The sequence below is a fragment of the Azospirillum sp. TSO35-2 genome (genome assembly GCF_003116095.1).
Classification (GTDB): Bacteria; Pseudomonadota; Alphaproteobacteria; order Azospirillales; family Azospirillaceae; genus Azospirillum.
The window spans coordinates 1,698,458-1,724,278 of the sequence record NZ_LGRA01000021.1; the positions used below are offsets into that span (position 1 = coordinate 1,698,458).

Annotated in this window: 22 protein-coding genes; 12 read left to right on the top strand and 10 right to left on the bottom strand. The window is 71.0% G+C overall.

What is annotated here, in order from left to right; all coding sequences use genetic code 11:
• Positions 1-57 precede the first annotated feature (57 nt).
• From radC to TSO352_RS23835, 7 genes are all read right to left on the bottom strand, one after another.
• Entirely contained in the window at positions 58-864 is an 807-nt protein-coding gene (gene radC, locus TSO352_RS23805) for a DNA repair protein RadC (RefSeq protein ID WP_247872358.1), read from the bottom strand.
• 180 nt (positions 865-1,044) lie between these two features.
• Positions 1,045-1,611 (bottom strand): cytochrome b, encoded by a 567-nt coding sequence (locus tag TSO352_RS23810; RefSeq protein WP_109109643.1) that lies wholly within the window; start codon positions 1,609-1,611, stop codon positions 1,045-1,047.
• 128 nt (positions 1,612-1,739) lie between these two features.
• Positions 1,740-1,961 (bottom strand): hypothetical protein, encoded by a 222-nt coding sequence (locus TSO352_RS23815; protein WP_109109644.1) that lies wholly within the window; start codon positions 1,959-1,961, stop codon positions 1,740-1,742.
• Positions 1,962-2,030: 69 nt separating this feature from the next.
• Positions 2,031-3,461, bottom strand: a complete 1,431-nt coding sequence (locus TSO352_RS23820; RefSeq protein ID WP_109109645.1) for an ATP-binding protein — start codon at positions 3,459-3,461, stop codon at positions 2,031-2,033.
• Positions 3,458-4,159, bottom strand: a complete 702-nt coding sequence (locus tag TSO352_RS23825; RefSeq protein WP_109109646.1) for a response regulator transcription factor — start codon at positions 4,157-4,159, stop codon at positions 3,458-3,460. The genes TSO352_RS23820 and TSO352_RS23825 overlap by 4 nt, the downstream gene beginning before the upstream one ends.
• A 149-nt stretch (positions 4,160-4,308) precedes the next feature.
• Positions 4,309-5,262, bottom strand: a complete 954-nt coding sequence (locus TSO352_RS23830) for a hydroxyacid dehydrogenase (protein WP_109109647.1) — start codon at positions 5,260-5,262, stop codon at positions 4,309-4,311.
• Positions 5,263-5,309: 47 nt separating this feature from the next.
• Positions 5,310-5,978, bottom strand: coding sequence for a 4-carboxy-4-hydroxy-2-oxoadipate aldolase/oxaloacetate decarboxylase (locus tag TSO352_RS23835; RefSeq protein WP_109109648.1), 669 nt, complete (start codon positions 5,976-5,978; stop codon positions 5,310-5,312).
• 384 nt (positions 5,979-6,362) lie between these two features.
• Here TSO352_RS23835 and TSO352_RS23840 point away from each other — a divergent pair, with 384 nt between their 5' ends.
• Complete coding sequence (locus tag TSO352_RS23840; protein ID WP_348770662.1) at positions 6,363-7,367, top strand: tripartite tricarboxylate transporter substrate binding protein; 1,005 nt, start codon at positions 6,363-6,365, stop codon at positions 7,365-7,367.
• 141 nt (positions 7,368-7,508) lie between these two features.
• Here TSO352_RS23840 and TSO352_RS23845 read toward each other — a convergent pair whose 3' ends face one another.
• Positions 7,509-8,426 (bottom strand): tripartite tricarboxylate transporter substrate binding protein, encoded by a 918-nt coding sequence (locus TSO352_RS23845; RefSeq protein ID WP_348770663.1) that lies wholly within the window; start codon positions 8,424-8,426, stop codon positions 7,509-7,511.
• A gap of 733 nt (positions 8,427-9,159) precedes the next feature.
• Between TSO352_RS23845 and ykgO the strand changes: the two genes are divergently transcribed.
• The 9 genes from ykgO to TSO352_RS23890 all read left to right on the top strand — a co-directional run bounded on the left by ykgO (position 9,160) and on the right by TSO352_RS23890 (position 20,723).
• Positions 9,160-9,285 (top strand): type B 50S ribosomal protein L36, encoded by a 126-nt coding sequence (gene ykgO, locus TSO352_RS23850; RefSeq protein ID WP_012973122.1) that lies wholly within the window; start codon positions 9,160-9,162, stop codon positions 9,283-9,285.
• 258 nt (positions 9,286-9,543) lie between these two features.
• Positions 9,544-11,031 carry an FAD-linked oxidase C-terminal domain-containing protein gene (locus tag TSO352_RS23855; protein WP_109109651.1) on the top strand — a complete coding sequence of 496 codons (1,488 nt, stop codon included), beginning with the start codon at positions 9,544-9,546 and terminating at the stop codon, positions 11,029-11,031.
• A gap of 17 nt (positions 11,032-11,048) precedes the next feature.
• The gene (glcE, locus tag TSO352_RS23860; RefSeq protein WP_109109652.1) at positions 11,049-12,266 is read left to right on the top strand and encodes a glycolate oxidase subunit GlcE; all 1,218 of its coding nucleotides are present in this window, start codon (positions 11,049-11,051) and stop codon (positions 12,264-12,266) included.
• A 13-nt stretch (positions 12,267-12,279) separates the two neighbouring features.
• Entirely contained in the window at positions 12,280-13,605 is a 1,326-nt protein-coding gene (gene glcF, locus TSO352_RS23865; protein ID WP_109109653.1) for a glycolate oxidase subunit GlcF, read from the top strand.
• Positions 13,606-13,844: 239 nt separating this feature from the next.
• Complete coding sequence (gene pcsA / locus TSO352_RS23870) at positions 13,845-14,552, top strand: phosphatidylcholine synthase (protein ID WP_109109654.1); 708 nt, start codon at positions 13,845-13,847, stop codon at positions 14,550-14,552.
• Between the two features lie 67 nt (positions 14,553-14,619).
• Positions 14,620-15,585 (top strand): cation diffusion facilitator family transporter, encoded by a 966-nt coding sequence (locus tag TSO352_RS23875; protein WP_109109655.1) that lies wholly within the window; start codon positions 14,620-14,622, stop codon positions 15,583-15,585.
• A gap of 22 nt (positions 15,586-15,607) precedes the next feature.
• Positions 15,608-16,360: a DUF72 domain-containing protein gene (locus tag TSO352_RS23880; RefSeq protein WP_109109656.1), complete on the top strand. Its 753-nt coding sequence runs from the start codon at positions 15,608-15,610 to the stop codon at positions 16,358-16,360.
• Between the two features lie 94 nt (positions 16,361-16,454).
• A complete protein-coding gene (locus TSO352_RS23885; protein WP_109109657.1) occupies positions 16,455-19,298 on the top strand; it encodes a DUF2339 domain-containing protein in 2,844 nt (947 codons plus the stop codon).
• Positions 19,299-19,388: 90 nt separating this feature from the next.
• Positions 19,389-20,723 (top strand): hydroxyacid-oxoacid transhydrogenase, encoded by a 1,335-nt coding sequence (locus TSO352_RS23890; protein WP_109109658.1) that lies wholly within the window; start codon positions 19,389-19,391, stop codon positions 20,721-20,723.
• Between the two features lie 37 nt (positions 20,724-20,760).
• Here the strand turns inward: TSO352_RS23890 and TSO352_RS23895 are convergent, their stop codons facing one another.
• Complete coding sequence (locus tag TSO352_RS23895; RefSeq protein WP_247872363.1) at positions 20,761-21,252, bottom strand: GFA family protein; 492 nt, start codon at positions 21,250-21,252, stop codon at positions 20,761-20,763.
• Between the two features lie 377 nt (positions 21,253-21,629).
• The gene (locus TSO352_RS23900; protein WP_109109660.1) at positions 21,630-23,426 is read right to left on the bottom strand and encodes an acyl-CoA dehydrogenase; all 1,797 of its coding nucleotides are present in this window, start codon (positions 23,424-23,426) and stop codon (positions 21,630-21,632) included.
• A 209-nt stretch (positions 23,427-23,635) separates the two neighbouring features.
• Here TSO352_RS23900 and TSO352_RS23905 point away from each other — a divergent pair, with 209 nt between their 5' ends.
• Positions 23,636-24,682, top strand: coding sequence for a transglycosylase SLT domain-containing protein (locus TSO352_RS23905; RefSeq protein WP_109109661.1), 1,047 nt, complete (start codon positions 23,636-23,638; stop codon positions 24,680-24,682).
• Positions 24,683-24,781: 99 nt separating this feature from the next.
• Entirely contained in the window at positions 24,782-25,807 is a 1,026-nt protein-coding gene (gene cobT, locus TSO352_RS23910) for a nicotinate-nucleotide--dimethylbenzimidazole phosphoribosyltransferase (RefSeq protein ID WP_109109662.1), read from the top strand.
• Positions 25,808-25,821: the final 14 nt, after the last annotated feature.

The window sequence follows — 25,821 nt, forward strand, 5'->3', positions numbered from 1 at the left end:
CACGCAAACAGCCCGCCTTACACAAGGCGGGCTGTTTGCGTTTTCGGGCACCGCCGGTCACAGCAGGCGCTGCGCCTTGAAGCTGGTGTGCTTGCCGCCCTTGCCGATCACCAGATGGTCGTGCACGGTCAGCCCGACCGCGTTGCCGGCGCGCACGATCTCCTTGGTCATCTCGATGTCGGCGCGGCTGGGGGTGGGGTCGCCGGACGGGTGGTTGTGGACCAGGATCACCGCACTGGCCGACAGCTCCAGCGCGCGCTTCACCACCTCGCGCGGGTAGACGGGGGTGTGGTCGACGGTGCCGCGCTGCTGCACCTCGTCGGCGATCAGTGTGTTCTTGCGGTCGAGGAACAGCAGGCGGAACTGCTCGGTCGGCTCGTGCGCCATCGCGGCGGCGCAATAGTCGAGCAGCGCCTGCCAGGAGGCCAGCACCGGCCGGTCGATCACCCGCTTCTGCAGGGCGCGCAGGGCGGCGGCGCCGACGATGCGGACGGTGGCGACGGCGTTGTCGGTGCCGAGCGACACCCCCTCCGCCTTCAGGCCGCGCAGCCGTTCGGGGGGAGCGTTGACCACCCCCCACAGGTCGCCGAAGGTCCGGATCAGCAGCTTTGCCAGCGGCTTCACGTCGCGCCGCGGACTGGCGGCGAACAGCACCATCTCCAGCAACTCGTAGTCCTCCAGCGCCTCGGCTCCACGGTCGAGGAAGCGTCGGCGCAGGCGGTCGCGGTGGTCGATGTAGTGCGGGTCGTCATCCGAATCGGAGTCGGTGGCGGCGGGGCCGGGTGCGGCCGGCACCGCGCGGCTGGCCAGAAGCTCCGGAAACGGCATGGGGAGAAGGCCGGTGGCCGCTCCGGCGTCGTCCATCTCCGCACCTCTGGTGCGGGCCCCCCGTCCACGCCCTGTCGTCTTTCGTGCCGCCATCGCTCGTCGCCATACATCTGTGTGCTGGCAACTATAGCGTCCGAACGCGCGAGCGCACAGGGTGGTTGCTCGCGCGTGTCGAGAAAGGTCGCGCCGCCAGCGACTGGCGGCGATTCGCGGCGATCAGTCGGCCAAGCCGGTCTGGCCACGGTCGCTATCGCCGGGCAGCATGCGGGCCAGCACGCCGTCGCGACGGACGAAATGGTGCCACAGCGCCACCACGGCGTGCAGGGCGGCCAGCGCGAGGATGAGATTGGCGGCCAGTTCATGCACCTCCTGCACCGACCGGCCCAGGGTGCGGTCGGTGGCGAAGGGCGCCGGGATGATGAACAGGTCGAAGAAGGACAGCGCGTTGCCGCGCAGCCAAGCCAGCACCACGCCGATCAGCGGGATCGCCAGCAGCAGGCCGTACAGCGCCAGATGCATGAGATGGGCGGCGCCACGTTCCCGCCCGGTCATCGAGGCGGGCAGCGCCGGGGCGCCGCGGGTCAGCCGCAGGACGATGCGCCCCACGACCAGCGCCAGCAGCAGCAGCCCGAAGGAGATGTGCAGCCACCACACCATCGCGCGCATCGGGGTGCCGCGTTCGTAGAAATCCTCGGCGAAGGTGATCAGGTAGACGCCGACGACGAGAAGGGCGATCAGCCAGTGCAGGCTCTTTTGGAGCGGGCTGTAGGAGGTGGGGGTCATGACGAAACTCCGGGAAAAGCCGTCCGGGATGACGGGGCAGGTCGGCCACGGCCAGCCACACCCGGTCCGTTATTGGATATGGGCATCGCTGACCGCGATCGACCTGCGACAAGATTTCGCGCGGCCGTTCAGGCGCTGATGTTCAGCGTGCGGCCGCGGTTGGGATCGGTCGGCAGGCTGAGCGACGGCGCGGACGACTCGCGCGCCTGCATCGCCGCGCTCTCCGTCGCGTCGTTGTCGTTGTCGCCGTCGCGATCGACGCCGGCCGTCGGCCGGCTCTGCGGGGAGGCCAGGGTCTGGAGGCCCGGCGCCTGTAAGCCGGGAGCGGAGGTTGCGGAACCGATGGACATGGCCGTCTTCCTTGCAAGGGCGCGCCCCCGGAGCGGGAGCGGAGTCCCTGCCGATGTACCCGCCCAAGCTTACGCGCGGCTTACAGGCCTGGGGTTGCCACCGGCGGCGGCGTCCGGGCGGGCTGCGGCGAAAAAGCGCAGGGTGAAGGTCGTGCCGCCGCCCGGGGTGTCGTCGACCGACACACCGCCGTCATGGGCCGCCATGCAGCGGGCGACGATCGACAGGCCCAACCCGGCCCCGCCGCGCCCTTCGAACCGTCCTTCGCGGTCACGGTCCCCTTGCCAGAAGCGTTCGAAGACGCGGGGGCGCAGCTCCGGCGGGATGCCGGGGCCGCGGTCGATCACGCGCAGCAGCGGCTCGCCGCTGCCGGACAGCGCCACCTCGATGCTGACGGTGCTGCCGGCGGGGGCGTGCGACAGCGCGTTCTCCACCAGATTGCGCAGGGCGCGGAACAGCGGATCGTGGGCGCCGCGCACCGGCAACGGCGACTCGCGGCCGACCACCTCGATGCCGCGGCGCTGGCGCAGGGCGAGCGGCGCCAGATGACTCGCGACCTCGACCGCCAGCCGCTGCAGGTCGACCGAGTCGCCCGGCCCGATCCGCAGCGCGTCGAGCCGCGCGAGGTCGAGCAGCTGGTCGACCAGCCGCTTCATCCCGGCGACGTCGTCGCGCGCCGCCCGACCGGGCTCGCCGATCAGCGCCAGATGCGCCTCCAGCACCGCCAGCGGCGTGCGCAGCTCGTGGGCGGCGTCGGCGATGAAGCCGCGCTGGGCCTGGTAGCCGGCCTCCAGCCGGCTCAGCGCCAGGTTGACCGCGTGGATCAGCGGCAGCAGCTCGCGCGGCATGCCGTCCTCGGGCAGGCGTTGCGACACGCTGTCCGGTCCGATGGCGGCGGCGTAGGCCGAGGCACGGCGCAACGGCCGCAGGCCGCGATGGATGATCGCCAGGTTGACCAGGAACAGCACGACGGCGAAGGGCAGCCAGATCCAGCCGAAATGCTCGATGAACTCCTCCAGCAGCCATTCGATGTGCAGTTCCTCCTCGCCGGAGGCGACCTGGATCCAGACCGGACGGCCGCCGATGTCGACGCGGCGGCTCAGCCCGTAGAGCGCCGGGGCGCCGTCCTGCGGCGGGATGCGGAACACCATGCTGGGGCGGTGCTGCTCGGCCGGATCGGTGGGCGGGGTGAGCGGGCCGGTCACCCCGTCGGACCCCAGCAGCAGCCCCCCGTCGTCGTCGACCACGGCGAAGGAGGCGGCGCTCACCCGCGCCATGGCGCGCACGCTGTCCGGCAGGGCGGTGGCGAGTCGGCCGTCGGGGCTGAGCACCGCCCGTTCGATGACGCGGGCGACGCCGGACAGCGTGCGCTGCCGCATCCGGTCGTGGGTGTCCTTGAACTCGAGATAGAGCAGCAGCGCCGTGGTCGCCACCGCCAGCAGGGTGACCACCACCAGACCGCGCGCGATGGCGGCGAGCAGCGAGGGCGGACGCGGGCTCACGACTCGCCATCCGCCGCGCTGTCGGGGGCGCTGTCGATCAGGATGTAGCCGATGCCGCGCAGGGTCTGCACCCCGGCGGTGGCGCCCGCCGCCTGCAGCCGCTTGCGCAGCCGGTGGATCAGCACCTCGACCGCGTTGGAGCCGACCTCCTCGCCGAAGCCGTACAGGCCGTTTTCCAGCGCCGTCTTCGACACCACCCGGCCGGCGCGGCGCAGCAGCAGTTCCAGCGCGTCCAGCTCGCGGCGGCTGAGGTCGAGCGGCTGGCCGCCGACGGTCGCCTGCCGGTTCACCGTGTCGAAGACGATGTTGCCCTGGTGCAGCGCGATCCCCAGCGCGGCGCCCGGCCGGCGCAGCAGGGCGCGGATGCGGGCCACCAGCTCCTCCAGCGCGAAGGGCTTCAGCAGATAGTCGTCGGCGCCGAGGTTCAGGCCCTTCACCCGCTCCTCCACCCCGTCGCGGGCGGTCAGGATCAGCACCGGGGTGGTGTCGGCGCGGTCGCGCATCGCCGCCAGCACCGTCAGCCCGTCGGCGTCCGGCAGGCCGAGGTCGAGCAGCACGGCGTCGTAGCCGGCCACCGTCACGGCGGCGGCGGCCTCGTCGGCGGTGTGGACGCAGTCGACGGCGAAGCCGGCCTTGCGCAGCCCTTCGGCGGTCAGCGACGCCAGCCGGCGGTTGTCTTCGATCAGCAGCAGCCGCAAGGTGCGGGGCCTTTCAACCGGGGAAGGACGCGGGTGGAGCGTGGCGACTGTCGGGCATTTGTCCCGCGGCCGCAAGCCGCGGACATGGAAAGGGCCTTCCCCCCGGACGGAGGGAAGGCCCCGGATCCCGGCCCGGCGCTTCGGCGGCGTCAGACGATCGCGGTGGCCGGGATGATGCCGGTCAGCACCGCACGGACGCCGTCGGCGGTCATGTGGCCGGTGCGGGAACGCGCCTCCTCGGTGGTGGCGCCGATGTGCGGGGTCAGGATCAGGTTCGGCACGCCGTGGAACGGGTTGGCGGCGGGCACCGGCTCCGTCGCGTAGACGTCGAGCAGGGCGCCGCCCAGCCGGCCGTCGGTCAGGGCGGCGGCCAGCGCCGCGTCGTCGACGATGCCGCCGCGGGCGACGTTGACCAGGATGGCGCCGGGCTTGAAGCGCGCGATCACCGCGGCGCTGACCAGGTTGCGGGTGTCCGGCGTCAGCGGCAGGTGCAGGGAGATGGCGTCGGCGTTGTCCCAGATGTGGTCGAACGACACCTTCTCCACCCCGGTGCGGGCCCAGACCGGGTCGTCGGCCGGCACATGCGGGTCGGCGGCGACCACCGTCATGTCCAGCCCCCGGGCACGGCGGGCGACGTGGCGGCCGATGCGGCCGAAGCCGACGATGCCCAGAATCTTGCCCGCCACCTCGCGTCCGATCAGCCGGCCGCGCGGCCATTGGCCGGCCACCACCTGCGGCGTGGCGAAATAGGTGGCGCCGCGCACCAGCATCATCAGGCCGGCGATGGTCAGCTCGGCGACCGACACCTCGTTGGCGCCGGTCGCCGGCAGCACCGCGATGCCGCGCTGCCGGCAGCCGGGGACGTCGATGTTGTCCAGCCCGACGCCCAGCCGGCCGACCGCCTTCAGGTTGGGGAAGGCGTCGAAGAAGGCGCCGCGGATCTGGGTTTCGTCACGGATGCAGATGGCGCGGGCGTCGCGGCCCAGCGCGTACAGCGCGTCCAGCCGCTTGTGCAGCGTCTCGTCGTAGAGGACGTCGAAGTCGCGGCGCAGGTCGTCCACCGCGCTGGGCTGCATGAATTCGGAAATGATGATGTCGGGCATGGTCGGGATCCGTCCGGGCGGTCGTCGCGAGGCCGCTCCTCCTGGCGTTACAGCGTGATGCCGGCGGCGTCGAGGTAGGGCTTCAGGTTCAAAAGCTCGATCGTCGTCTCGCCGGCGTTCAGCTTGTGGCGGTACGATTCTTCCGCGGCCTCGCGCGCGGCGGCCTTGTCCAGCGTGTCGGCGGCGAGATCCTGCGGCACCACCACCACGCCGTCGTCGTCGGCCACCACGATGTCGCCGGCCGACACCATGACGCCGCCGCAGACGATGGTGGTGTTGATGTCGCCCTTGGCGTCGGTCTTGTTGGTGCCTTTCATGTTGGTGCCGCGGCAGAACACCGGGAAGCCCATGTCGCGGATGGCGATGGCGTCGCGCACGCAGCCGTCGATCACCAGCCCGGCCAGCCCGCGCGCGATGGCGGAGGCGGTCAGGATGTCGCCCCAGGGGCCGGCGTCGGTCATGCCCTTGAAATCGACGACCAGCACGTCGCCGGGCTTGGCGAGCGCGACGGCGATGTGGATCATCAGATTGTCGGTCGGACCGCAGGACACGGTCACCGCCGGCCCGCACAGCCGCATGCCGGGGAACAGCGGCTTGATCGGGTGGCCCATCGCGCCCTTCCGGCCCATCGCCTCGTGCAGGGTGGCGGGGGACTGGCCGCGCAGCGCCTCGACCAGGGCGGCGTCGGGGCGGGTGACATCCTTGTGAACGGTCATGCCGGGAAAAGCCTTTCACGATTGAGCGGTATCCGGTCGGGATCCGCGCCGGCCGCCGCTTGATGCGGGAAATTCAAGCAACAGGAACAATTATTAGATTGTTTACCCGGTGCTGAAAACATTGAAACGGAGATTGATTGCCGGAAAATCGCCTCTACGATGGACCGGCCGCAAGATGGCGTCCGACGGGCGCGTGTCGATCGGCGCAAGGCAATTGGAAGATGCCGCATCCGCGTCCGGTGGCGGCCCGGTCTGTTCGGCGGGTGTGAACGAAGGAGGCGATGCATGGGTATGAACGCGCGTCCCGCGGGTTGGGATCGGACGGCACCGCAAGCCGGCGTCCGCCGCCCCGCCACTGGCCGCCCCGCCACCGGCTGCCGTGGCTTGATCGCCCGGATCCCGCGGCTGGGGTTGTCCCTGACGGCGGCGCTGAAGACGGTCGCGCTCGTCGGTCTGGCCGTCGCCGCCGGGGCTGCCGCCGGCCCGGCCCGCGCCGCCTATCCGGACAAGCCGATCAGCGTGATCGTCGGCTATGCGCCGGGCGGCGGCTCCGACTTCATCGTCCGCTCGCTGGCGCCCTTCCTTGAAAAGGAGCTGGGCGGCAACACGCGCGTCGTCGTGATGAACAAGCCCGGCGCCGGTGGGGAGATCGGCTTCGCCGCCATCGCCGACGCCCCCCCGGACGGCTACACCATCGGCCTGATCAACTCGCCCAACGTCGTGACCATCCCGATCGAACGGCACGCGCGCTTCTCGCTCGACCGGCTCGACCCGCTGTACAATCTGGTCGACGATCCGGGGTCCTTCGTCGTTCACAAGGAAAGTCCGTTCAAGACGCTGGCCGATGTCGCCGCCTTCGCCAGGGCCAATCCGAACAGCGTCACCGTCGGCACCACCGGCATCGGCTCCGACGACCATCTGGCCATGCTGATCTTCCAGCGGCTGACCAAGACCCAGCTGACCCATGTGCCCTTTCCCGGCAGCGCCGACGCCCACCGCGCGCTGCTGGGGCGGCACATCCAGCTGACCTCGATGAACATCGGCGAATCGGCGCGGGCGCGCGAAGGCGACCCGATCCGCATCCTCGGCGTCATGACCGAGCAGCGGTCGGGCCAGGGGCCGGACGTCCCGACCTTCAAGGAGCAGGGCTTCCCGGTGACGATGTCGTCGCTCCGCGGGCTGGCGGCCCCGGCCGGGCTGCCGGCCGACGTGCGGACCCGGCTGGTCGACGCCATCGCCAAGGCGGTCCAGCATCCGGAGTTCCAGGACATCGCCCGCAAGGCCTACCAGCCCCTGCGCCTGCTGCCGCCCGACCAGTACGCGACGGAGCTGAAGGCCCAGGATGCGACCTTCCGCGCCATGTGGCAGGAAACCCCCTGGCTGAGGTGACGGCGGATCCGGGATCGCCCGCGACGGCGCGAAGCCTGCGCCGCGCATGACGGCGCCCCCGATCGGGCATCGCGCCGACGGGAAAAGGGCGCCGGCGGTCGGCCGGCGCCCTTTCCTTTGGCCCCGGCGGGTTCGGACCGCTTACTTCAGCCAGGGCGCGGTCGCCCACAGCTCGCGCAGTTCCTTGGTCGAGGCGGCCAGTTCGGTCGCGTACTGGTCGGGCGGCAGCAGGCGGGTCGGCTGGAACAGTTCCTTCGCCTTGGCCTGGAAGCCCGGATGGGTGGCCGCCTTGTCCAGCGCGTCGATCAGCTTGGCCCGCACGTCCGGCGGCAGGCCTTTCGGCGCCGCGATGCCGCGCAGCGACGACATCAGCGCGTTGTAGCCCTGCTCCTTGAAGGTGGCGATCTCGGGCGCCTGCTCCACCTTCTTGCCGGCCATCACGCCCAGGAGGGCGATCGGGTCCTTCTGCTTGTACTGCATCGCCTCGCCGATGTTCACCGAGCTCAGCATGATCTTCTTGTTGGCCAGCGCCGCCTCGTTGGCGGCGGAACCCTGGAAGGGCACATGGGTGAAGGTCACGCCGGCCTGGCGCTGGAACACCAGCATGGCCAGATGGTCGTCGGAGCCGATGCCGGTGGTGCCGACGGTGACGCCGTTCGGGTTCGCCTTGGCGTAGGCCACCACGTCGGCCAGCGTCTTGAACGGCCCTTCGGCGTTCACGGCGAAGGCCCCCGGATCGTCGACCAGATTGTACAGCGGGTCGAGTCGGTCGAGCGAGTAGCGCGCCTGCCGTTCGATCGGGATGGCGTTGACGTTGGGCGAGTTGATGGCGCCGATGGTGTAGCCGTCCGGGGCGGCGTCGGCGATGGCGGCGAAGCCGATCTCCCCACCGGCGCCGGGCTTGTTCACCACCTCGATCCGGGCGCCGTCGCCCAGTTGCTTCTCAAGGAAGGGTGCCAACCCGCGAATCAGCAGATCGGTGCCGCCGCCGGCGCCGAACGCCACGATCATCGTGATCGGCTTCTCCGGATAAGCCGCCTGGGCGTTCGGGGCCGTCATGAGCAGCGCGCCCGTCGCTGCCGTCAGTGTCAGAGCTTTCCAGAACCTCATGATCCCCCCCTTCGATGATTGGCCAGGCACGGCTTGGGGCGGGTCGAGGACCGGAACGGCGCTGACCGCCGTCCCCTGGTCGGATTCGACTGTAATCGTGCGAATCCCCGGTCCTGTCGCCGCGAGAAAAATGTATGTGTTCTTACGTAGGCAAGAGATGTACTTAGCTTCCGCAGCATACTATTTTGGTGAGTTGCGTCAATACGCAGGATTGTATTGGAGATTTTCCAGAAAGCATCACGGACGATCCAAATAAATACTCCGTATTAAACGGGGCGTTGCGATCTCTTCCTTGGGGATGCGGCGCTGCCGCAAGTCCAGCGCCGCCGTCGGACAGTCGTTCCCCTGCGGGGCGGCGATGGCAACGGCGGCACGGCAGGTTGCAAATCCTTCGGTTCGGCGTCGGGCTGATCCGCCTGTTTCCCTTTACTCGCGATTATGTGGCGGAACTCTTCTCCTTTCGAGTTGCTGCGACGAAAGCCGCTCGCGTTCCGGTCGATTCCTCCCGCCAGGCCGCTACGGCGGGCGGGGTGGTGGGGCGTCGCCGGGCCAGCGGATCCGGCAAGCGGCGGAGGTGTTTTGCGGCCGCTTTCCGCCGGAAAAGCTATGCGTTGACAGGCAGGGGGCTCGGCACTATGGTGCGCGCCTTCAATCGAGCCGCCGAGCGTTCAGGAACAGCATCATGAAAATCGTCAACTCTCTGAAGTCGATGAAGACGCGCCACAAGGCCTGCCGCGTGATCCGCCGCAAGGGCCGCGTGTACGTCATCAACAAGCAGAACCCCCGTTTCAAGGCCCGTCAGGGCTGATCGGCGGCAGGGCCGGGTAGCCCCTGGCCTCTCCGTCATCGGGTGTTTTCGCAAGAGCCGCGCCTTCGGGTGCGGCTCTTGCGTTTTCAGCGCCGCGTTTTGACGGTGCGTCTTCCCGGGCCTGCCCTTTCAGGGCCTCCCGATCGTTTCACGGCGTCGGGTCTGCCGGAGCTTGTGCGGCGGACGTGGCGGATGGTACGTCTGGCGGACGGGTTCACCGCAAGGTGACCGACCGCACTGTGACGAGGACCGCCCACGATGAAGATGCCGGTGCCGGACGGCGGCGTGATCGCCCGCCGCCGCGAGATCGTCGAGGCGCTGCGCGCCATCGTTCCCGGCGAGGGCGTCATCGTCGACGAGAACGAGCTGCGCGCCTACGAGTGCGACGGCCTGACCGCCTACCGCCAGCTGCCGATGGTCGCCGTGCTGCCCAGCACGGTGGAGCAGGTGTCCCAGGTGCTGAAGACCTGCAAGGCGATGGGGGTGAAGGTGGTGCCGCGCGGCGCCGGCACCTCGCTGTCGGGCGGGGCGCTGCCGCTGGCCGACGGCGTGCTGCTGGGCATGGGCAAGTTCAAGCGCATCCTCGACATCGACTACGCCAACCGCTGCGTCACCGTGCAGCCGGGCGTCACCAACCTCGGCATCTCCGCCGCGGTCGCGCATGAGGGCTTCTATTACGCCCCCGATCCGTCCAGCCAGATCGCCTGCACCATCGGCGGCAACATCGCCGAGAATTCCGGCGGCGTGCACTGCCTGAAATACGGGCTGACCACCAACAACGTGCTGGGGCTGGAGATGGTGCTGATCGACGGCACCATCGTCCGGCTGGGCGGCAAGCATCTCGACGCCGGCGGCTACGACCTGATGGGGATCATCACCGGGTCGGAAGGGCTGCTCGGCGTCGTCACCGAGGTGACGGTGCGCATCCTGAAGAAGCCGGCCACCGCGCGCGCCGTGTTGCTGGGCTTCCCCAGCAGCGAGCAGGGCGGCGACTGCGTGGCCGCCATCATCGCCGCCGGCATCATCCCCGGCGGCATGGAGATGATGGACCGCCCGGCCATCCACGCCGCCGAGGCCTTCGTCCACGCCGGCTATCCGCTGGACGTCGAGGCGCTGCTGATCGTCGAGCTGGACGGCCCGGCGGCCGAGGTCGACCATCTGATCGAGCGGGTCGAGGCGATCGCCCGCGACAACGGCGCCTGCACCGCCCGGGTGTCGCAGAGCGAGGAGGAGCGGCTGGCCTTCTGGGCCGGGCGCAAGGCCGCCTTCCCGGCGGTCGGCCGAATCAGCCCCGATTACTACTGCATGGACGGCACCATCCCGCGCAAGGCGCTGCCGCGGGTGCTGCAACGGATGCAGGAGATGTCGGACCGCTGCGGCCTGCGCGTCGCCAACGTCTTCCACGCCGGCGACGGCAACCTGCACCCGCTGATCCTCTACGACGCCAACAAGCCGGGCGAGCTGGAGGCGGCGGAAGCCTTCGGCAACGACATCCTGCGCCTGTGCGTCGAGGTCGGCGGCGTGCTGACCGGCGAGCATGGCGTCGGGGTGGAAAAGCGCGACCTGATGACCGACCAGTTCGACGAGGCCGACCTCCAGCAGCAGCAGCGGCTGAAATGCGCCTTCGACCCGGACGGCCTGCTGAACCCCGGCAAGGTCTTCCCGACGCTGCACCGCTGCGCCGAGCTGGGGCGGCTGCACGTCCACCAGGGGGAACTGCGCTTCCCCGACATCCCGCGCTTCTAAAAGGGCCGCCTCTCACCATGACCATCACGACCTTGAAGCCGGAGACCGCCGCGCAGGTGGCCGACGCGGTGCGCTGGGCGCTGTCGGCCGGCGAGCCGCTGGAACTGCTGGGCAGCGGCTCCCGCCGCGGGCTGGGCCGCCCGGTGCAGGCCGCCCACGCGCTCGACCTGTCCGCCCTGTCGGGGGTGATCGCCTACGAACCGGAGGAGCTGGTGCTGACCGCGCTGGCCGGCACGCCGATGGACGAGATCCGGGCGCTGCTGGCCGAGCGCGGGCAGCATCTGGCCTTCGAGCCGCCCGCCCCTGTTGTGAAGGGCGGCGGAGCGAAAGGCGGCGGCACGCTGGGCGGGCTGATCGCCTGCGGGCTGGCCGGGCCGCGGCGCATCGCCGCCGGATCGGCCCGCGACCATACGCTGGGCATCGCCGGGGTGAGCGGGCGCGGCGAGGCCTACAAGGGCGGCGGCAAGGTGGTGAAGAACGTCACCGGCTATGACATGCCCAAGCTGATGGCGGGGTCCTTCGGCACGCTGACCGCGCTGACCGAGATCACGGTGAAGGTGCTGCCGGCGCCGGAGGACACCGCGACGCTGCTGCTGTTCGGGCTGGACGACGCCGCCGCGGTGGCGGCGCTCGATCTGGCGCTGCGCAGCCCCTACGAGGTGTCGGGCGCCGCCCATCTGCCGGCCGGGATCGCCGCCCGGTCGGCCGTGGCCGCCGTGGCGGGAGCGGGCGGGGCGGTGACGCTGGTCCGGGTCGAGGGCTTCGGCCCGTCCGTCGCCGCGCGCGTGGCGATGCTGCGCGAGGAGCTGTCGGCCGACGCCGTGCTGGTGCGCGACGACTCGCTGGCCCTCTGGGCCGAGGTGCGGGACGCGGTGTGGTTCGGGGGCAGGGGCACCGGTGGCGACGCTCGCCACCTCTGGAAGCTCTCCGTTCCCCCCTCCGCCGGGCCGGCGACCGTCGACGCCATCCGCCGGACGCTCGATGTCGAGGTCTTCTACGACTGGGGCGGCGGGCTGGTCTGGCTGACCGCACCGCCCGACTCGGCGACCACCATCCGCGGTGCGTTGAGCCACGGCGGTCACGCCACGCTGGTGCGGGCGCCCGAGGCGGTGCGGGCGGCGGTCGAGGTGTTCCAGCCGCTGCCGGAGCCGCTGATGGCGCTGACCCGGCGGGTGAAGGACAGCTTCGACCCCAAGGGCATTCTCAACCCCGGCCGCATGCACGCGGGGCTGTAACGGGACGATCTCGATGCAAACGAATTTCTCGCTGGCCCAACTGGCCGACCCGGCGATCCGCGACGCGGACCAGATCCTGCGGGCCTGCGTGCATTGCGGCTTCTGCACCGCGACCTGCCCGACCTACACCATCCTGGGCGACGAGCTGGACAGCCCGCGCGGCCGCATCTACCAGATCAAGGACATGCTGGAAAAGGGCGGCCCGCCGCCCGACACCACGGTCAAGCACATCGACCGCTGCCTGTCCTGCCTGTCCTGCATGACGACCTGCCCGTCGGGCGTGCATTACATGCATCTGGTCGACCACGCCCGCGCCCACATCGAGGCAACGCACACCCGCCCGCCGGCCGACCGCGCCGTCCGCGACCTGCTGGCCCGCGTGCTGCCGAATCCGCGGCTGTTCCGGCTGGCGCTGCTGGGGGCGTCGCTGGGCCGGCCGTTCCGTGGGCTGCTGCCGAAGCGGCTGGCCGCGATGCTGGCCCTCACCCCCCGCAGCGTACCGGCGCCGAGCCACAGCGACCGGCCGGGCGTCCATCCGGCGCAGGGGCCGCGGCAGGCGCGCGTCGCGCTGCTGATCGGCTGCGCCCAGCAGGTGCTGGCGCCGCAGATCAACGAGGCGACGATCCGCCTGCTGAACCGCCATGGCGTCGAGGTGGTGGTGTCGAAGGGGGCCGACTGCTGCGGCGCCTTGACGCATCACATGGGCAAGGAGGACCTCGCCCGCGCCGCCGCGAAGCGGACCATCGACGCCTGGACGGCGGAGATCGACGACGCCGGGCTGGACGCCATCGTTATCAACGCGTCCGGCTGCGGCACCAGCGTCAAGGATTACGGCCACCTGTTCCGCGAGGATCCGGCCTACGCCGCCAAGGCGGCGCGGGTGGCGGAGCTGGCGAAGGACGTGACCGAGCTGCTCGACCGGATCGGGCTGGCCGCGCCGGTGGCGGAGACGGGGCAGGTGGTCGCCTACCACTCCGCCTGTTCGATGCAGCACGGCCAGCGGATCAAGGAGCCGCCGCGCGCCCTGCTGCGCGCCGCCGGCTTCCTGGTGAAGGAAATCCCCGACGCGCATCTGTGCTGCGGGTCGGCCGGCACCTACAACATGCTGCAGCCCGAGCTGGCCGGGGAACTGCGCGCCCGCAAGGTCGCGGCGATCGAAAGCACGCAGGCGCAGGCGGTGGCGGCCGGCAACCTCGGCTGCATCACCCAGATCGCCTCGGGCACCGGCCTGCCGGTGGTCCACACGGTGGAACTGCTGGACTGGGCGACCGGCGGCCCGCTGCCCGAGGCGCTGGCCGGCCGCGCCGCCTTCCGCCCGGCGGGCATGCGGATGGCGTGAGGCCGCCGGCCCCGCGGCCGGGCCGGCAACGGGCCGGAGGAGTTGCGGCGGGGCAACGGCGGCCGGGCGGCCCGGCGGCGCGGGTCAGCGTGGGCGGAGCCGGGGGTTTCTTACCCCCACAAATCTGTGTTTATCTGCGTCCATCTGTGTCAGAAAATCCGCCCGCCCGAATCCGCCCACCCAAATCCGCCCCCCGGCCCCGTCCGCCACTTGTCCCCGCCACCCACGGAACCGTCCGCATGAGCGCCGTCTACGGAATCACCCATCGCCTGTCGGCCTGGGGCGTCCACATCTTCACGGCGAGCGGTGCCGTGCTGGGGCTGCTCGGCCTTCTCGCGGCGGCGGCGGGCGATGCCAAGCTGTGCCTGGCGTGGCTGGGCGTGGCGCTGGTGGTCGACGGCGTCGACGGCACGCTGGCCCGCCGCGCCTCGGTCAAGCAGGTGCTGCCGGGCATCGACGGGTCGGTGCTCGACCTCGTCATCGACTACCTGACCTACGTCGTGGTGCCGGCGGTGTTCATCCATCGATTCGGCCTGCTGCCCGACGGGCTGGTCAGCATCGCGCTGGCCGCCTGGATCCTGCTGACCGCGCTCTACTGCTTCGCCAACGTGCAGATGAAGAGCGGCGACAATTATTTCGTCGGTTTCCCGGCGATCTGGAACGTGGTGGCGCTGTATCTCTGGCTGCTGCGGCTCGATCCCTGGATCGGCGCCGCCATCGTCGTGGCGCTCGGCCTGCTGACCTTCACGACGGTGAAGTTCCTGCACCCCTTCCGGGTCAAGGCGCTGATGCCGCTGAACATCGCGGTGACCACGGTGTGGCTGCTGTGCTGCGGCGCCCTGGTGGTGCTGTACCCGGACCGGCCGGGCTGGCTGTTCGGCCTGTGGCTGGCGACCTCGGCCTATTACGCCGCGGTGTGCGCCTGGCGGACCCTGCGCGGTCCCTGACGGCGGGAACTGCGGCCCGCGATGGCCGTTGCTGTGGGGCAGACCGCTTCCAGCAAGGATCCCGCCCGTGGCCGAAGGCTCAACCAAGGTGGTGCTCGCCGCGCTCGGCGGCAACCTGATGATCGCCGTCACCAAGTTCGTCGCCAGCGCGATGACCGGCAGCGCCGCCATGTTCAGCGAGGCGATCCATTCGGTGGTCGACAGCGGCAACCAGGTGCTGCTGCTCCACGGCATCCGCCGCGCCCGCCGGCCGCCGACGCCGCAGCACCCGTTCGGCCATGGCCGCGAGGTTTATTTCTGGTCCTTCGTGGTGGCGGTGCTGCTGTTCGGCATTGGCGCCGGCCTGTCCATCTATGACGGCTGGCAGGCGCTGGGCCATCCCGAGCCGGTGGAAAGCCCCTGGGTGAACTTCACCGTGCTGGGCTTCGCGACGCTGTTCGAGGGGCTGTCCTGGCTGGTGGCGCTGCGCGAGTTCCGCCGCAGCCAGGGCGGGCTCGGCATCCTGTCGGCGGTGCACCGGTCGAAGAATCCGTCGGTCTTCGTCGTGCTGTTCGAGGACACCGCGGCGCTGATCGGCCTGCTGCTGGCCGCCGCCGGGCTGATCCTGGGCGAGGTCACCGGCGACCCGGTCTACGACGCCTACGCCTCGATCGCCATCGGCGTGGTGCTGGCGGTGGTGGCGGCGGTGCTGGCCTACGAGTCCAAGGGGCTGCTGATCGGCGAGTCGGCCGACCGCCGCGTCGTCGACGGCATCCGCCGCATCGTCGGCGAGGAACGGCGGGTCAAGCGGCCGCTGGACGTGCTGACCATGCACATGGGCCCCGACGACGTTCTGCTGAACCTGTCGGTCGAGTTCCAGGACAGCCTGAGCGCCCGCGAGGTCGAGGATGCGGTCTGCACCCTGGAAACCCGCATCCGCGGCGAATACCCGATCATCCGCCGCATCTTCGTCGAGGCCGAGTCGCTGCGCGCCCGCCGCAACCGGGCGGAGGGCGATCCAACCGGCGCGGCGCGGGAGGTCCCGGCCGAGTGACGCAGCCAGGGACCGCCCCCCGATGACCGCCCACCCGATCCGGATCGGCACCGCCGGCTGGGGCATCCCCAAGCTGTCGGCCCCGGCCTTCCCGCCCGACGGCCCGCATCTGGCGCGCACCGCCCGCGTGATGCCGATGACCGAGGTCAACAGCAGCTTCTACCGCCCGCACAAGCCGGACACCTGGGCGCGCTGGGCCGCCTCGACCCCGCCCGGTTTCCGCTTCGCGGTGAAGCTGCCCAAGGCGATCAGCCATCAGGCGCGGCTGGCCGACGCCAACGCGGCGCTCGACCGCTTCCTGGCGGAGGCCGGCCATCTCGGCGACCGTTTCGGCCCGCTGCTGGTGCAGCTGCCGCCCAGCCTGCGCCTCGACACCGCCGTCGCCGACGCCTTCTTCACCGCCTTGCGCGCCCGGTTCGCCGGCGACGTGGTGTGCGAGCCGCGCCACGCCTCCTGGTTCGGTGAGGCGGGCGAGGCGCTGCTGACCGCCCATCGCGTCGCCCGCGTCGCCGCCGACCCCGCCCCGGTGCCGGCGGCGGCGGAGCCGGGCGGCTGGGACGGCCTGCGCTATTGGCGGCTGCACGGCTCGCCGGTGATGTACCGCTCGGCCTACGAGCCGGCGGTGCTCGACGCCCTGGCGGAGCGCTTCCGGGCGGAGGCGGCGGCGCGGCCGGTCTGGTGCGTCTTCGACAACACCGCCGACTTCCACGCCGTCGACGACGCGCTGGCGATGCTGGACCGGCTGGGCGACGCTGCCCTCCGCCCATCCGGCTGAGCGCTCAACGTGACCGCGACAGTGCATTGTTGCAAAGCTATGCTGCCCGTCGACGGCCCGGAATCCGGGGCAACGGCGTGCAGGCGGTGCGGTCATGGAGTTCTTCGTCCTACTGCTGATCTTCGGTGTCATCGCCCAGCGGCTCGACCGCCGGCTGAAGGTGCAGCAGCAGGAGATCGCCGCCCTGCGCGTCCGTCTCGACAAGGCGCTGGCCGGCCCGATCGCCGCCACGGCAGCGGGACCAGCGGCGGCACCGGCCGACGTGGCGTTGGAGGCGCCCGCCGAACCGTTTGCCGAACCGCCGCCGGCCGAGCCCGGCTTCGCGGCCGAACCGCCGCCCGCCGAACCGCCGCCCGCCGAACCACCGCCCGCTGAGTCGCCGCCGCTCGCCCCCGAACCGGTCGCCGTGCCGGCCGGCCCGTCGCGCTGGCGGGAGCTGGAGGACAGCCTGGCCTCGCGCTGGCTGATCTGGCTCGGCGGCGCCACCATGGCGCTGGCCGCCGCCTTTTTCATCAAGCTGTCGGTCGACCATGGCTGGCTGGGGCCGGGCGTGCGGGTGACGCTGGGGCTGCTGTTCGGCGTCGGGCTGATGGTCGGCGGCGAGTGGCTGCGGCGCCGGCCCGACCAGCGGCTGATCGCCACGCTGCGCCCCGACTATGTCCCGCCGGCCCTGACCGCCGCCGGCCTGTTCACCGCCTTCGCCAGCGTCTATGGCGGCTTCGCCCTGTTCGACCTGTTCGCACCGCTGGTCGCCTTCGCGCTGCTGGCGGCGCTGTCGCTCGGCGGCATCGGGCTGTCGCTGCTCCAGGGGCCGTTCATCGCCGCGCTCGGGCTGCTGGCCGGCTACGTCACGCCGCTGCTGGTGGCGTCCAACAACCCCGACGCCTGGGGCCTGTTCGCCTATCTGCTGGCGCTGAACGGCGCCGGCATGGCGGTGGTGCTGTACCGCGGCTGGCGCTGGCTCGGCTGGGGGGCGCTGGCCGGCGCGGCGCTGTGGCCCTTGCTGTGGATGATCGACCCGTGGCGGACCGGCGACGCGCTGCCCACCGGGATCTATCTGCTGCTGACCACGGCGCTGTTCCTGATGCCGGCTGTCCTCGGCGTGGTCGACGACACGCTGCCGACGCCGGAGCCGGCCGCGGCCGGCTGGCGCAGCGCGCTGCCCGACTGGATCCGGCGCCAGCGGCGCCACCCGGCCGACCGTCTGGCGATGATGGCGATGCGCCTGTTCGGCCTGCTGGCCGCCGTCATGAGCTGGATCGATTCGCACCGGACGCTGTCGCTGGTCGTGCTGGCGCTGTACGCCGCGCTGGCGCTGGTCGCCGGACGGCGGACGGAGCGCATCGCCGGCGCCGCCTGGACCGCGGCGCTGGCCGTCCTGCTGGCGCTGGCGCCGTGGAGCCTGCCCTATGTCCCCGCCAGCCCGCCGCCGCTGAACGTCGATGGGCAACCGCTGATCATCGCCAGCCCGGAGGGGCTGCCGGCCGAGGTCGCCCGCTTCCTGTGGGTCGGCGCCGGCTTCGCCGCGCTGTTCGGGATCGGCGGCTTCGTCGCGCTGTGGGGGGCGCGGCGGGCGGCGCTGTGGGCCTCGCTGTCGGCGCTGGTGCCGCTCGCCCTGCTGACGCTGGCCTACGCGCTCGTCGAGCCGCCGGAGGCGTCGGTCGGCTGGCCCACCGCGGCGCTGGTGCTGGCGGCGCTGCTGGTCGGCGCCACCACGCCGCTGGCCCGCCACCGCCACCGGCCGGGGGCTTCGCTCGGTCTGGCCGCCTTCGCCGCCGGTGCGGTCGGCGCCATCGCGCTGGGCGCCACCATGACCCTGCAGGAGGCGTGGCTGACCGTGGCGCTGGCGTTGCAGGTGCCGGTGCTGGCGTGGCTGGAGCGCCAGTTGAACCTGCGCGAGCTGCGCGGCATCGCCCTGTTGGTGGCGGTCGCCGTGCTGGTGCGGCTGGCGGTCAACCCCTCGGTGCTCGATTACGAGGGCTATGGCTGGATCGCCTACGGTTACGGCCTGCCGGCGCTGGGCTTCCTGCTGGCGGCGCGCTGGATGCGGACGGCGCCGGGGGAGAAAGGCGACGATCTGGTGGTGATGGTGCTGGAGGCCGGGGCGCTGGTCTTCACCACGCTGATGCTGTCGCTCGCCATCCATCGCTGGATGAGTGGCGATTTGCAGGCGGCGCCGTCGACCCTGGCGGAGGTGGCGCTGCACACCCTGTCCTGGCTGGGGCTGGCGGTGCTGCTGGCCGGCGACCGCCGCTGGAGCGCCCGGCCGGTCGCGCGCTGGGGCCGGCGCCTGCTGGTCGGGCTGGCGGCGCTGACCGCCTTCGCGCTGCATCTGCTGGCCTTGAACCCGCTGTGGACCGACGACCCGGTCGGCAATTGGCCGATCGTCAACCGGCTGCTGCTGGCCTATGGCGCGCCGGCCCTGCTCGGGCTGGTCTATCTGTGGCTCGACCCGCCGCCGTCCAAACCGGTGCGCCAAGCGGCGCCGGTGCTGCCGCTGCTGCTGATCGCCACCAACCTGGCGCTGGAGATCCGCCGCGCCTTCCAGGGGCCGGTGCTGTCCGGCTACGACGTTTCGGATGCGGAATGGTACAGCTATTCCGCCGGGTTCCTGCTGTTCGCCGTGGTGATCCTGGTGTCGGGGATGCGGTTCGGCTGGGGCTGGATGCGCCACGCCGGGCTGGCGCTGGTGCTGGCGGTGGTCGCCAAGGTCTTCCTCAGCGACATGTCCGACCTGGAGGGGATGTACCGCGTCGCCTCCTTCCTCGGGCTCGGGCTCTGCTTGGTCACGATCGGCTATCTCTACCAGCGTCTGCTGCGGCCACCGGGGGCGGCTCAACCACCGGCGGCCCCCGTCGCGCCACCGGACGGGCCGGCGTCCGACCTCCTGGCGGCCGACACTCTGCCAGACACTCTGTTGGACCAACGGACGCATTGACAGGGTGGAGGGTGGCGCGCTCCCATACGGTCAAGGATGGGCCGGGAACCAAACCCGGCCCCGACACCGACCAGCGGAGAGGAGCACCCCATGGATCGCCCCGGACATCGAGACGCGGCGCAGGCCGGCGACGCCTATCCCGTCCTGCCCGATGGCGAGGTCGGCTTCACCGTCGAGGCCGCTCGCATGAAGTTCGGTCCCGGCATGCTGGCCGAACTGGGGGGTGACGCGCTGGCGCTGGGCATGACGCGGGTGGCGCTGTTCACCGACCCGCGCGTCGCCGCCACCGCGCCGTTCGGCATGGCGCTCGACGGGCTGAAGGCGGCGGGGGTCGCGGTGGTGGTCTATGACCGTTGCCGGGTCGAGCCGACCAGTGCCTCCTTCCTCGACGCCGCCGCCTTCGCGCGCGACGGCGGGTTCGACGGCTACATCTCCATCGGCGGCGGCTCGGTGATCGACACCGCCAAGGCGGCCAACCTCTACGCCACCCATCCGGCCGACTTCCTCGCCTACGTCAACAAGCCGCTGGGGGAGGGCATCCCGGTCCCCGGCCCGGTCAAGCCGCACATCGCCTGTCCGACCACCTGCGGCACCGGCAGCGAGACCACCGGCGTCGCCATCTTCGACCACGTCGAAAAGCAGGTGAAGACCGGCATCTCGTCGCGTCACCTGCGGCCGACCCTGGCCGTCGTCGACCCGCGCACCATCGACAGCCTGCCGGCCGGTGCCATCGCCGCCACCGGCTTCGACGTGCTGACCCACGCCATCGAGAGCCACACCGCGCGGCCCTTCCGCTCCCGCCCGCGGCCCGAGACGCCGACGGCGCGGCCACCCTACCAAGGCGCCAACCCGTGGTCGGACATCGGCAGCCTCCAGGCGATCCGGCTGGGCGGGCAATGGCTGGAACGCGCGGTCAACGACCCCGACTGTTTGGAAGCGCGCGACGCGCTGATGTTCGCGGCGACGCTGGCCGGTCTGGCCTTCGGCAACGCCGGGGTGCACATCCCGCACGCCATGTCCTATTCGGTGGCCGGAATGAACCACAGCTTCACCGCCACCGGCTACGAGGCGGTGGACCCGATGGTGCCGCACGGCATTTCCGTGGTGCTGAACGCCCCCGCCGCCTTCCGCTTCACCGGCCCGGCCGCGCCGGCAGCCCACCTGCGCGCCGCCGAGGCGCTGGGGGCGGATGTGAGGGGCGCGTCGCCGGAGGAGGGCGGCGAGCTGCTGGCGACGCGGCTGATATCGATGATGCGGGCGACGGGGTTGCCGAACGGCCTGTCGGATCTCGGCTATGGCGAGGCCGACATTCCGGGCCTGGTGCGCGGCGCGTCCTCGCAGCAACGCCTGCTGACGATCGCGCCGCGCCCGGTGTCGGACGAGGATCTGCGGGGGCTGTACGCCGACGCGATGCGGTATTGGTGAGGGGGTGGCGGGCGGATGCCCGCCGTTCCGGCCCCCGCTATTCCGCCACCGTTTCGCCCGAACCGCCGAACTCGGCCGGGAAGTCCTTCAGCTTCGGCAGGCCGTCCCGCATCGGCAGCACGGTTTCGGCGTAGTTGACGTGGACCGCGGGGGTGAAGGTCAGGGTCGGCAGGGTCGCGGCGAACACGTCCACCAAGCCGAGCGGCGGGTGATTGGTCATCAGATGCCCGCCGCATTTCGCGCAATACTGACGCTGGCTGAGCGGCGTCTTCTGGAACGTCGCGAGGTGTTCGGCGCCCGCGGTCACGCGCACGGCCTCCGGTTTCCACAGGGTGAAAGCGTTGACCGGCCCGCCGGACCACGAGCGGCAGGACCGGCAATGGCAGTAGCCCATGGCCTCCGGCGAGCCGGTGACCTCCACTTCCACCGCACCGCAGAAGCAGCTTCCCGTATACGTCATGGCTTTCGACTTCATCTTTGTTGATGACACGAACAATGCCAAGCTGTCACTGATGACGACGGGCTTCAACGAGCCATTGGGTTCCTACACATTCGAGAGGCGATAACAAGCGTCCCCGAAAGTGCGGGACCTCTTGGCGGGCTGTAGCGGGGCAAGGGTAGGTGATGTTGAAAGTCCCCTCTCCCCAGGGGGGAGAGGGGACTTTCGTCGGGGCGTTGCCCGGGACATGCAGGCGTTATAGGAATGTGGACCTATATTCGCGCGGAGTCCCCATGCCCCCCGATGGCCGGTTTCCCACCCTGTTCACCACTCCGCATCGTCATGGCGCATGCGGTGTTGAACACCTGAACAGACCCCGGAAAACCGTTTCACGGTGTTTCAAACGTTCCATCCACCCCCGCACCCGGCCCCTCTCCCCGCGTGGAAGAGGGGCCCTGGGACGGACCTCAGAACTGCTCCTCGCTCAGCGCCATCACCGTGTTGCGGGCGCTAGCGATGGTCGGCAGCAGGGCGGGGGCGGGCGCCAGCACCTGTTCGGCGTAGAAGCGCGCCACCACCAGCTTGGCCTCCAGGAAGGCGGCGTTGGCTCCCGGCTGGCGCAGTCCGTCCATCGCCTTCATCGCCGAGCGGGCGAGCATCCAGCCGCCGGCGACCGTGCCCCACAGCTTCAGGTACGCCACCGCGCCGGCCGCGGCGCCGCGCAGGTCGCCCTCCGCCTGGGTCGCCACCATCCAGTCGACCGCCTTGTCCAGCGCGTCGAGCCCGGCCGACAGCTCGGTCCGGATCACCGCGAGGTCGTCGCCGGGGGCGGACTCCAGCGCCAGCGCCGTCGCCCGCATGTCGGCGATGAAGGCGCGGGCGGCGGCGCCCTTGTCGCGGCCGGTCTTGCGGAAGGTCAGGTCGTTGGCGTGGATGCCGTTGGTGCCCTCGTAGATCGGGGTGATGCGGGCGTCGCGGTAATGCTGGGCGGCGCCGGTCTCCTCGATGAAGCCCATGCCGCCGTGGATCTGCACGCCGGTGGAGGCGACCTCGCAGCCGATGTCGGTCGACCACGCCTTGACGATCGGGGTCAGCACGTCGACCCGCGCGGTCGCGGCGGCGCGCACCGCCGGGTCCGCGTGGTGGCGAGAGATGTCCAACTGCGTGCCGGCGTAGAGCGCCAGCGCGCGGGCGGCCTCGGTCTTGGCGCGCATGTCCAGCAGCATGCGGCGGACGTCGGGATGCTTGATGATGGCGACGCCGGGACCCTTGGCGTCGGCCAGATCCTTGCTCTGCACGCGCGACTTGGCGTAGTCGCGGGCCTGCTGGTAGGCCCGTTCGGCGATGGCGATGCCCTGGATGCCGACGCCGAGCCGGGCGTTGTTCATCATCGTGAACATGTACTCGATGCCGCGGTTCTCCTCGCCGACGAGGTAGCCGATGGCGCCCTCGTCGTCGCCGTAGGCCATCACCGCGGTCGGGCTGGCCATGATGCCGAGCTTGTGCTCCAGGCTGGCGCAGCGCAGGTCGTTGCGGGCGCCCGGCGTGCCGTCGGCGTTGGGCAGGAACTTCGGCACGATGAACAGGCTGATGCCCTTGATGCCGGCCGGGGCGTCGGGCAGGCGGGCCAGCACCAGATGGACGATGTTCTCCGTCAGGTCATGCTCGCCATAGGTGATGAAGATCTTCTGCCCGGTGATGCGGTAGCTGCCGTCGCCGGCGCGCACCGCCCGCGTCCGCACCGCGGCGAGGTCGCTGCCCGCCTGCGGTTCGGTCAGGTTCATCGTCCCGGTCCATTCGCCGGAGATCATCTTGGCGAGATAGACCGCCTTCTGCTCGGCGCTGGCGTGCTCGGTCAGCAGGTCGACGGCGCCCTGGGTCAGCAGCGGGCACAGGCCGAAGGACAGGTTGGCGGCCTGCCACATCTCGTTCACCGCGAAGGCGACGGTCCAGGGCAGGCCTTGCCCGCCATGGTCCGGCTCGAACGGCAGGCTGTTCCAGCCGGCTTCGGTGAACTGGGCGTAGGCGTCCTTCCAGCCGGTCGGGGTGCGGACGACGCCGTTCTCCAGCGTCGAGCCCTCCTTGTCGCCCACCCGGTTCAGCGGGGCGAGCACGCCGGCGGCGAATTTGCCGGCCTCCTCCAGGATGGCGTCGACCAGATCGGGGGCGGCGCTGTCGCAGTGGGGCAGGGCGGCGATGGCGTCGAGGCCGACCACCTCGTTGAGGACGAAGCGCAGATCGTCGACCGGAGCGGTGTACGTCATGATGGGGCGGACCTCCCGGAAACTTTGTTGGTTTACCTATACGTCAACATACAGCAACGGATGGCGCTTGGCGAGTGGGCGCGATGCCGCGCGCCGGATGGAGGAAGGCTAGGCCCGCCCTGCGGCGGCATCAAGGGGCGCTGCGGTTGGCACGCCGTCTGCATTGACGATGGTGCCTCCCACCGGGGCCTTACCACGGGGATCGACCCATGACCTACGCTTCCGCCCTCGGCAACCTCAGCGACACCGCCGCCCAGCAGGCCCGCGCCACCCGCGGACCGGCCAATGTGGAAGCCGCCGTGCGCAACGCCAGCGCCAAGACAGGGGTCGATTTTTCCTACCTCATGGAAAAAGCTGCCGTGGAGAGCGGCTACCGCACGGACGTAAAGTCCTCCTCCTCGTCGGCGACCGGGCTGTACCAGTTCATCGACAGCACCTGGCTGCAGACGATGAAGGATCATGGCGCCGACCACGGCTACGCCAAATACGCCAACGCGATCCAGGCCCGCGGCGACGGCCGGCCCTACGTCTCCGACCCGGAGATGAAGAAGGAGATCCTGGACCTGCGCAAGGATCCCACCGCGTCGGCCCTGATGGCCGCGGAATACACCCGCGACAACAAGGAGTATCTGGAGGAGACGGTGGACGGCAAGATCGGCTCGACCGAGCTGTATCTGGCGCATTTCCTCGGCGCCGGCGGCGCGTCGAAGTTCCTGAACGCGATGCAGGAGAATCCCGGCCGCACCGCCCGCGACGTCTTCCCCGACGCCGCCGCCGCCAACAAGAACGTCTTCTACGACAAGGACAGCGGCAAGGCGAAGTCGCTGAAGGACATCTACGACCGCTTCGCCGCCAAGTTCTCGGAGAACCCGCTGGCCAACTTCGCCCCCGCCCAGGTCGTCACCGACACGGTGCGCAAGCAGGACATGCAGGACGGCTTCACCACCCAGGTGCCGACGGCGCCGGCCAAGGCGCTGGGCGCCACGCCGCTGTCGATCTATCAGGTGCTGGCGCTGAACGCGCTGGAAACGCCGGACGAGGTCGACAGCGTCAGCGGCCGCCCGACCCGCCTGCGCGACAAGGAGCATCGCCGCATGCGCGACGAGCCGGTGCGCACCGACCAGAGCGCGGACACCGGCATCGCCGTCGGCTTCGGGCTGGGGCTGGGCCGGATCGTCGGCACCGAATCGGCGACGGCGGTCGCCTCGACCACCGTCGCGGCGGCGGGGACGGACGCGGTGAGCAAGGCGGCATAGGGCCGGCTGCGGTCAAAATGTCCTACGCGGGCGCTTTGACTTGACGGCCGGATGGGTGCAAGGTCGCGCCGTTTTTGACGCCCACCCTCAGGACCGATCATGAGCAACCAGCAGCCCGCCGTCACCTTCGAGGAAATCCGCGCGCTCGTGCGCAACCTGCCCGGCCCGGACCTGGAGTCCGGCACGGCGGCGCTGCTGCGCGAACGGCAGCTGACCAAGCCGGCCGGCTCGCTCGGCCGGCTGGAGGAGATCGCGCAGTGGATGGCCACCTGGCAAGGCCAGCACCCGGCGGACCTGCGTCGCCCGCGCGTCGCCGTCTTCGCCGGCAACCACGGCGTGGCCGCCCGCGGCGTGTCGGCGTTCCCGGCCGACGTGACGGTGCAGATGGTCGCCAACTTCCAGAACGGCGGCGCCGCGGTCAACCAGCTCTGCGAGGTGGCCGACGCCGACCTGCGCGTCTACGAGCTGGACCTGGAGAACCCGACCGCCGACTTCACCCAGGGTCCGGCCATGGGTGAGGAGGAGTGCTGCCGCACCATGGCCTACGGCATGATGGCGGTGGAGATGGGCGTGCAACTGCTGGCGCTGGGCGAGATGGGCATCGCCAACTCGACCTCGGCGGCGGCGATCTGCCTCGCGCTGTTCGGCGGCGAGGCGGCCGACTGGACCGGCCGCGGCACCGGCATCGATGACGCCGGGCTGGCCCGCAAGATCGCCGCGGTGGAGGCCGGCGTCGCCGCCAACCCGCAGGCCAAGGACGACCCGTTCGAGGCGCTGCGCTGCCTGGGCGGCTACGAGTTCGCCGCCATCATCGGCGCCATCCTGGCGGCGCGGATGGCGAAGGTTCCGGTGCTGCTCGACGGCTTCGCCTGCACGGCGGCCGCGGCGGTGCTCTACAAGGCCGACCGCCGCGCGCTCGACCATTGCATGGTCGCCCACCGCTCGGTCGAGCCGGGCCACACCCGCCTGATGCAGATCATCGGCAAGGAGCCGCTGCTCGACCTCGGCATGCGGCTGGGCGAGGGCTCCGGCGCGACGCTGGCGATCAACATCGTCAAGTCGGCCGTCGCCTGCCACGCCGGCATGGCGACCTTCGCCGACGCGGGCGTCAGCACGCAGGGGTGACGGGGGCGTAGGGA

Bases quoted from the DNA above. Each gene is read 5' to 3' on its own strand.
- radC (WP_247872358.1), bottom strand. From the start codon at position 864: ATGGACGACGCCGGAGCGGCCACCGGCCTTCTCCCCATGCCGTTTCCG.
- TSO352_RS23810 (WP_109109643.1), bottom strand. From the start codon at position 1,611: ATGACCCCCACCTCCTACAGCCCGCTCCAAAAGAGCCTGCACTGGCTG.
- TSO352_RS23815 (WP_109109644.1), bottom strand. From the start codon at position 1,961: ATGTCCATCGGTTCCGCAACCTCCGCTCCCGGCTTACAGGCGCCGGGC.
- TSO352_RS23830 (WP_109109647.1), bottom strand. From the start codon at position 5,262: ATGCCCGACATCATCATTTCCGAATTCATGCAGCCCAGCGCGGTGGAC.
- TSO352_RS23835 (WP_109109648.1), bottom strand. From the start codon at position 5,978: ATGACCGTTCACAAGGATGTCACCCGCCCCGACGCCGCCCTGGTCGAG.
- TSO352_RS23845 (WP_348770663.1), bottom strand. From the start codon at position 8,426: ATGACGGCCCCGAACGCCCAGGCGGCTTATCCGGAGAAGCCGATCACG.
- ykgO (WP_012973122.1), top strand. From the start codon at position 9,160: ATGAAAATCGTCAACTCTCTGAAGTCGATGAAGACGCGCCACAAGGCC.
- TSO352_RS23855 (WP_109109651.1), top strand. From the start codon at position 9,544: ATGAAGATGCCGGTGCCGGACGGCGGCGTGATCGCCCGCCGCCGCGAG.
- glcE (WP_109109652.1), top strand. From the start codon at position 11,049: ATGACCATCACGACCTTGAAGCCGGAGACCGCCGCGCAGGTGGCCGAC.
- glcF (WP_109109653.1), top strand. From the start codon at position 12,280: ATGCAAACGAATTTCTCGCTGGCCCAACTGGCCGACCCGGCGATCCGC.
- pcsA (WP_109109654.1), top strand. From the start codon at position 13,845: ATGAGCGCCGTCTACGGAATCACCCATCGCCTGTCGGCCTGGGGCGTC.
- TSO352_RS23880 (WP_109109656.1), top strand. From the start codon at position 15,608: ATGACCGCCCACCCGATCCGGATCGGCACCGCCGGCTGGGGCATCCCC.
- TSO352_RS23885 (WP_109109657.1), top strand. From the start codon at position 16,455: ATGGAGTTCTTCGTCCTACTGCTGATCTTCGGTGTCATCGCCCAGCGG.
- TSO352_RS23890 (WP_109109658.1), top strand. From the start codon at position 19,389: ATGGATCGCCCCGGACATCGAGACGCGGCGCAGGCCGGCGACGCCTAT.
- TSO352_RS23900 (WP_109109660.1), bottom strand. From the start codon at position 23,426: ATGACGTACACCGCTCCGGTCGACGATCTGCGCTTCGTCCTCAACGAG.
- TSO352_RS23905 (WP_109109661.1), top strand. From the start codon at position 23,636: ATGACCTACGCTTCCGCCCTCGGCAACCTCAGCGACACCGCCGCCCAG.
- cobT (WP_109109662.1), top strand. From the start codon at position 24,782: ATGAGCAACCAGCAGCCCGCCGTCACCTTCGAGGAAATCCGCGCGCTC.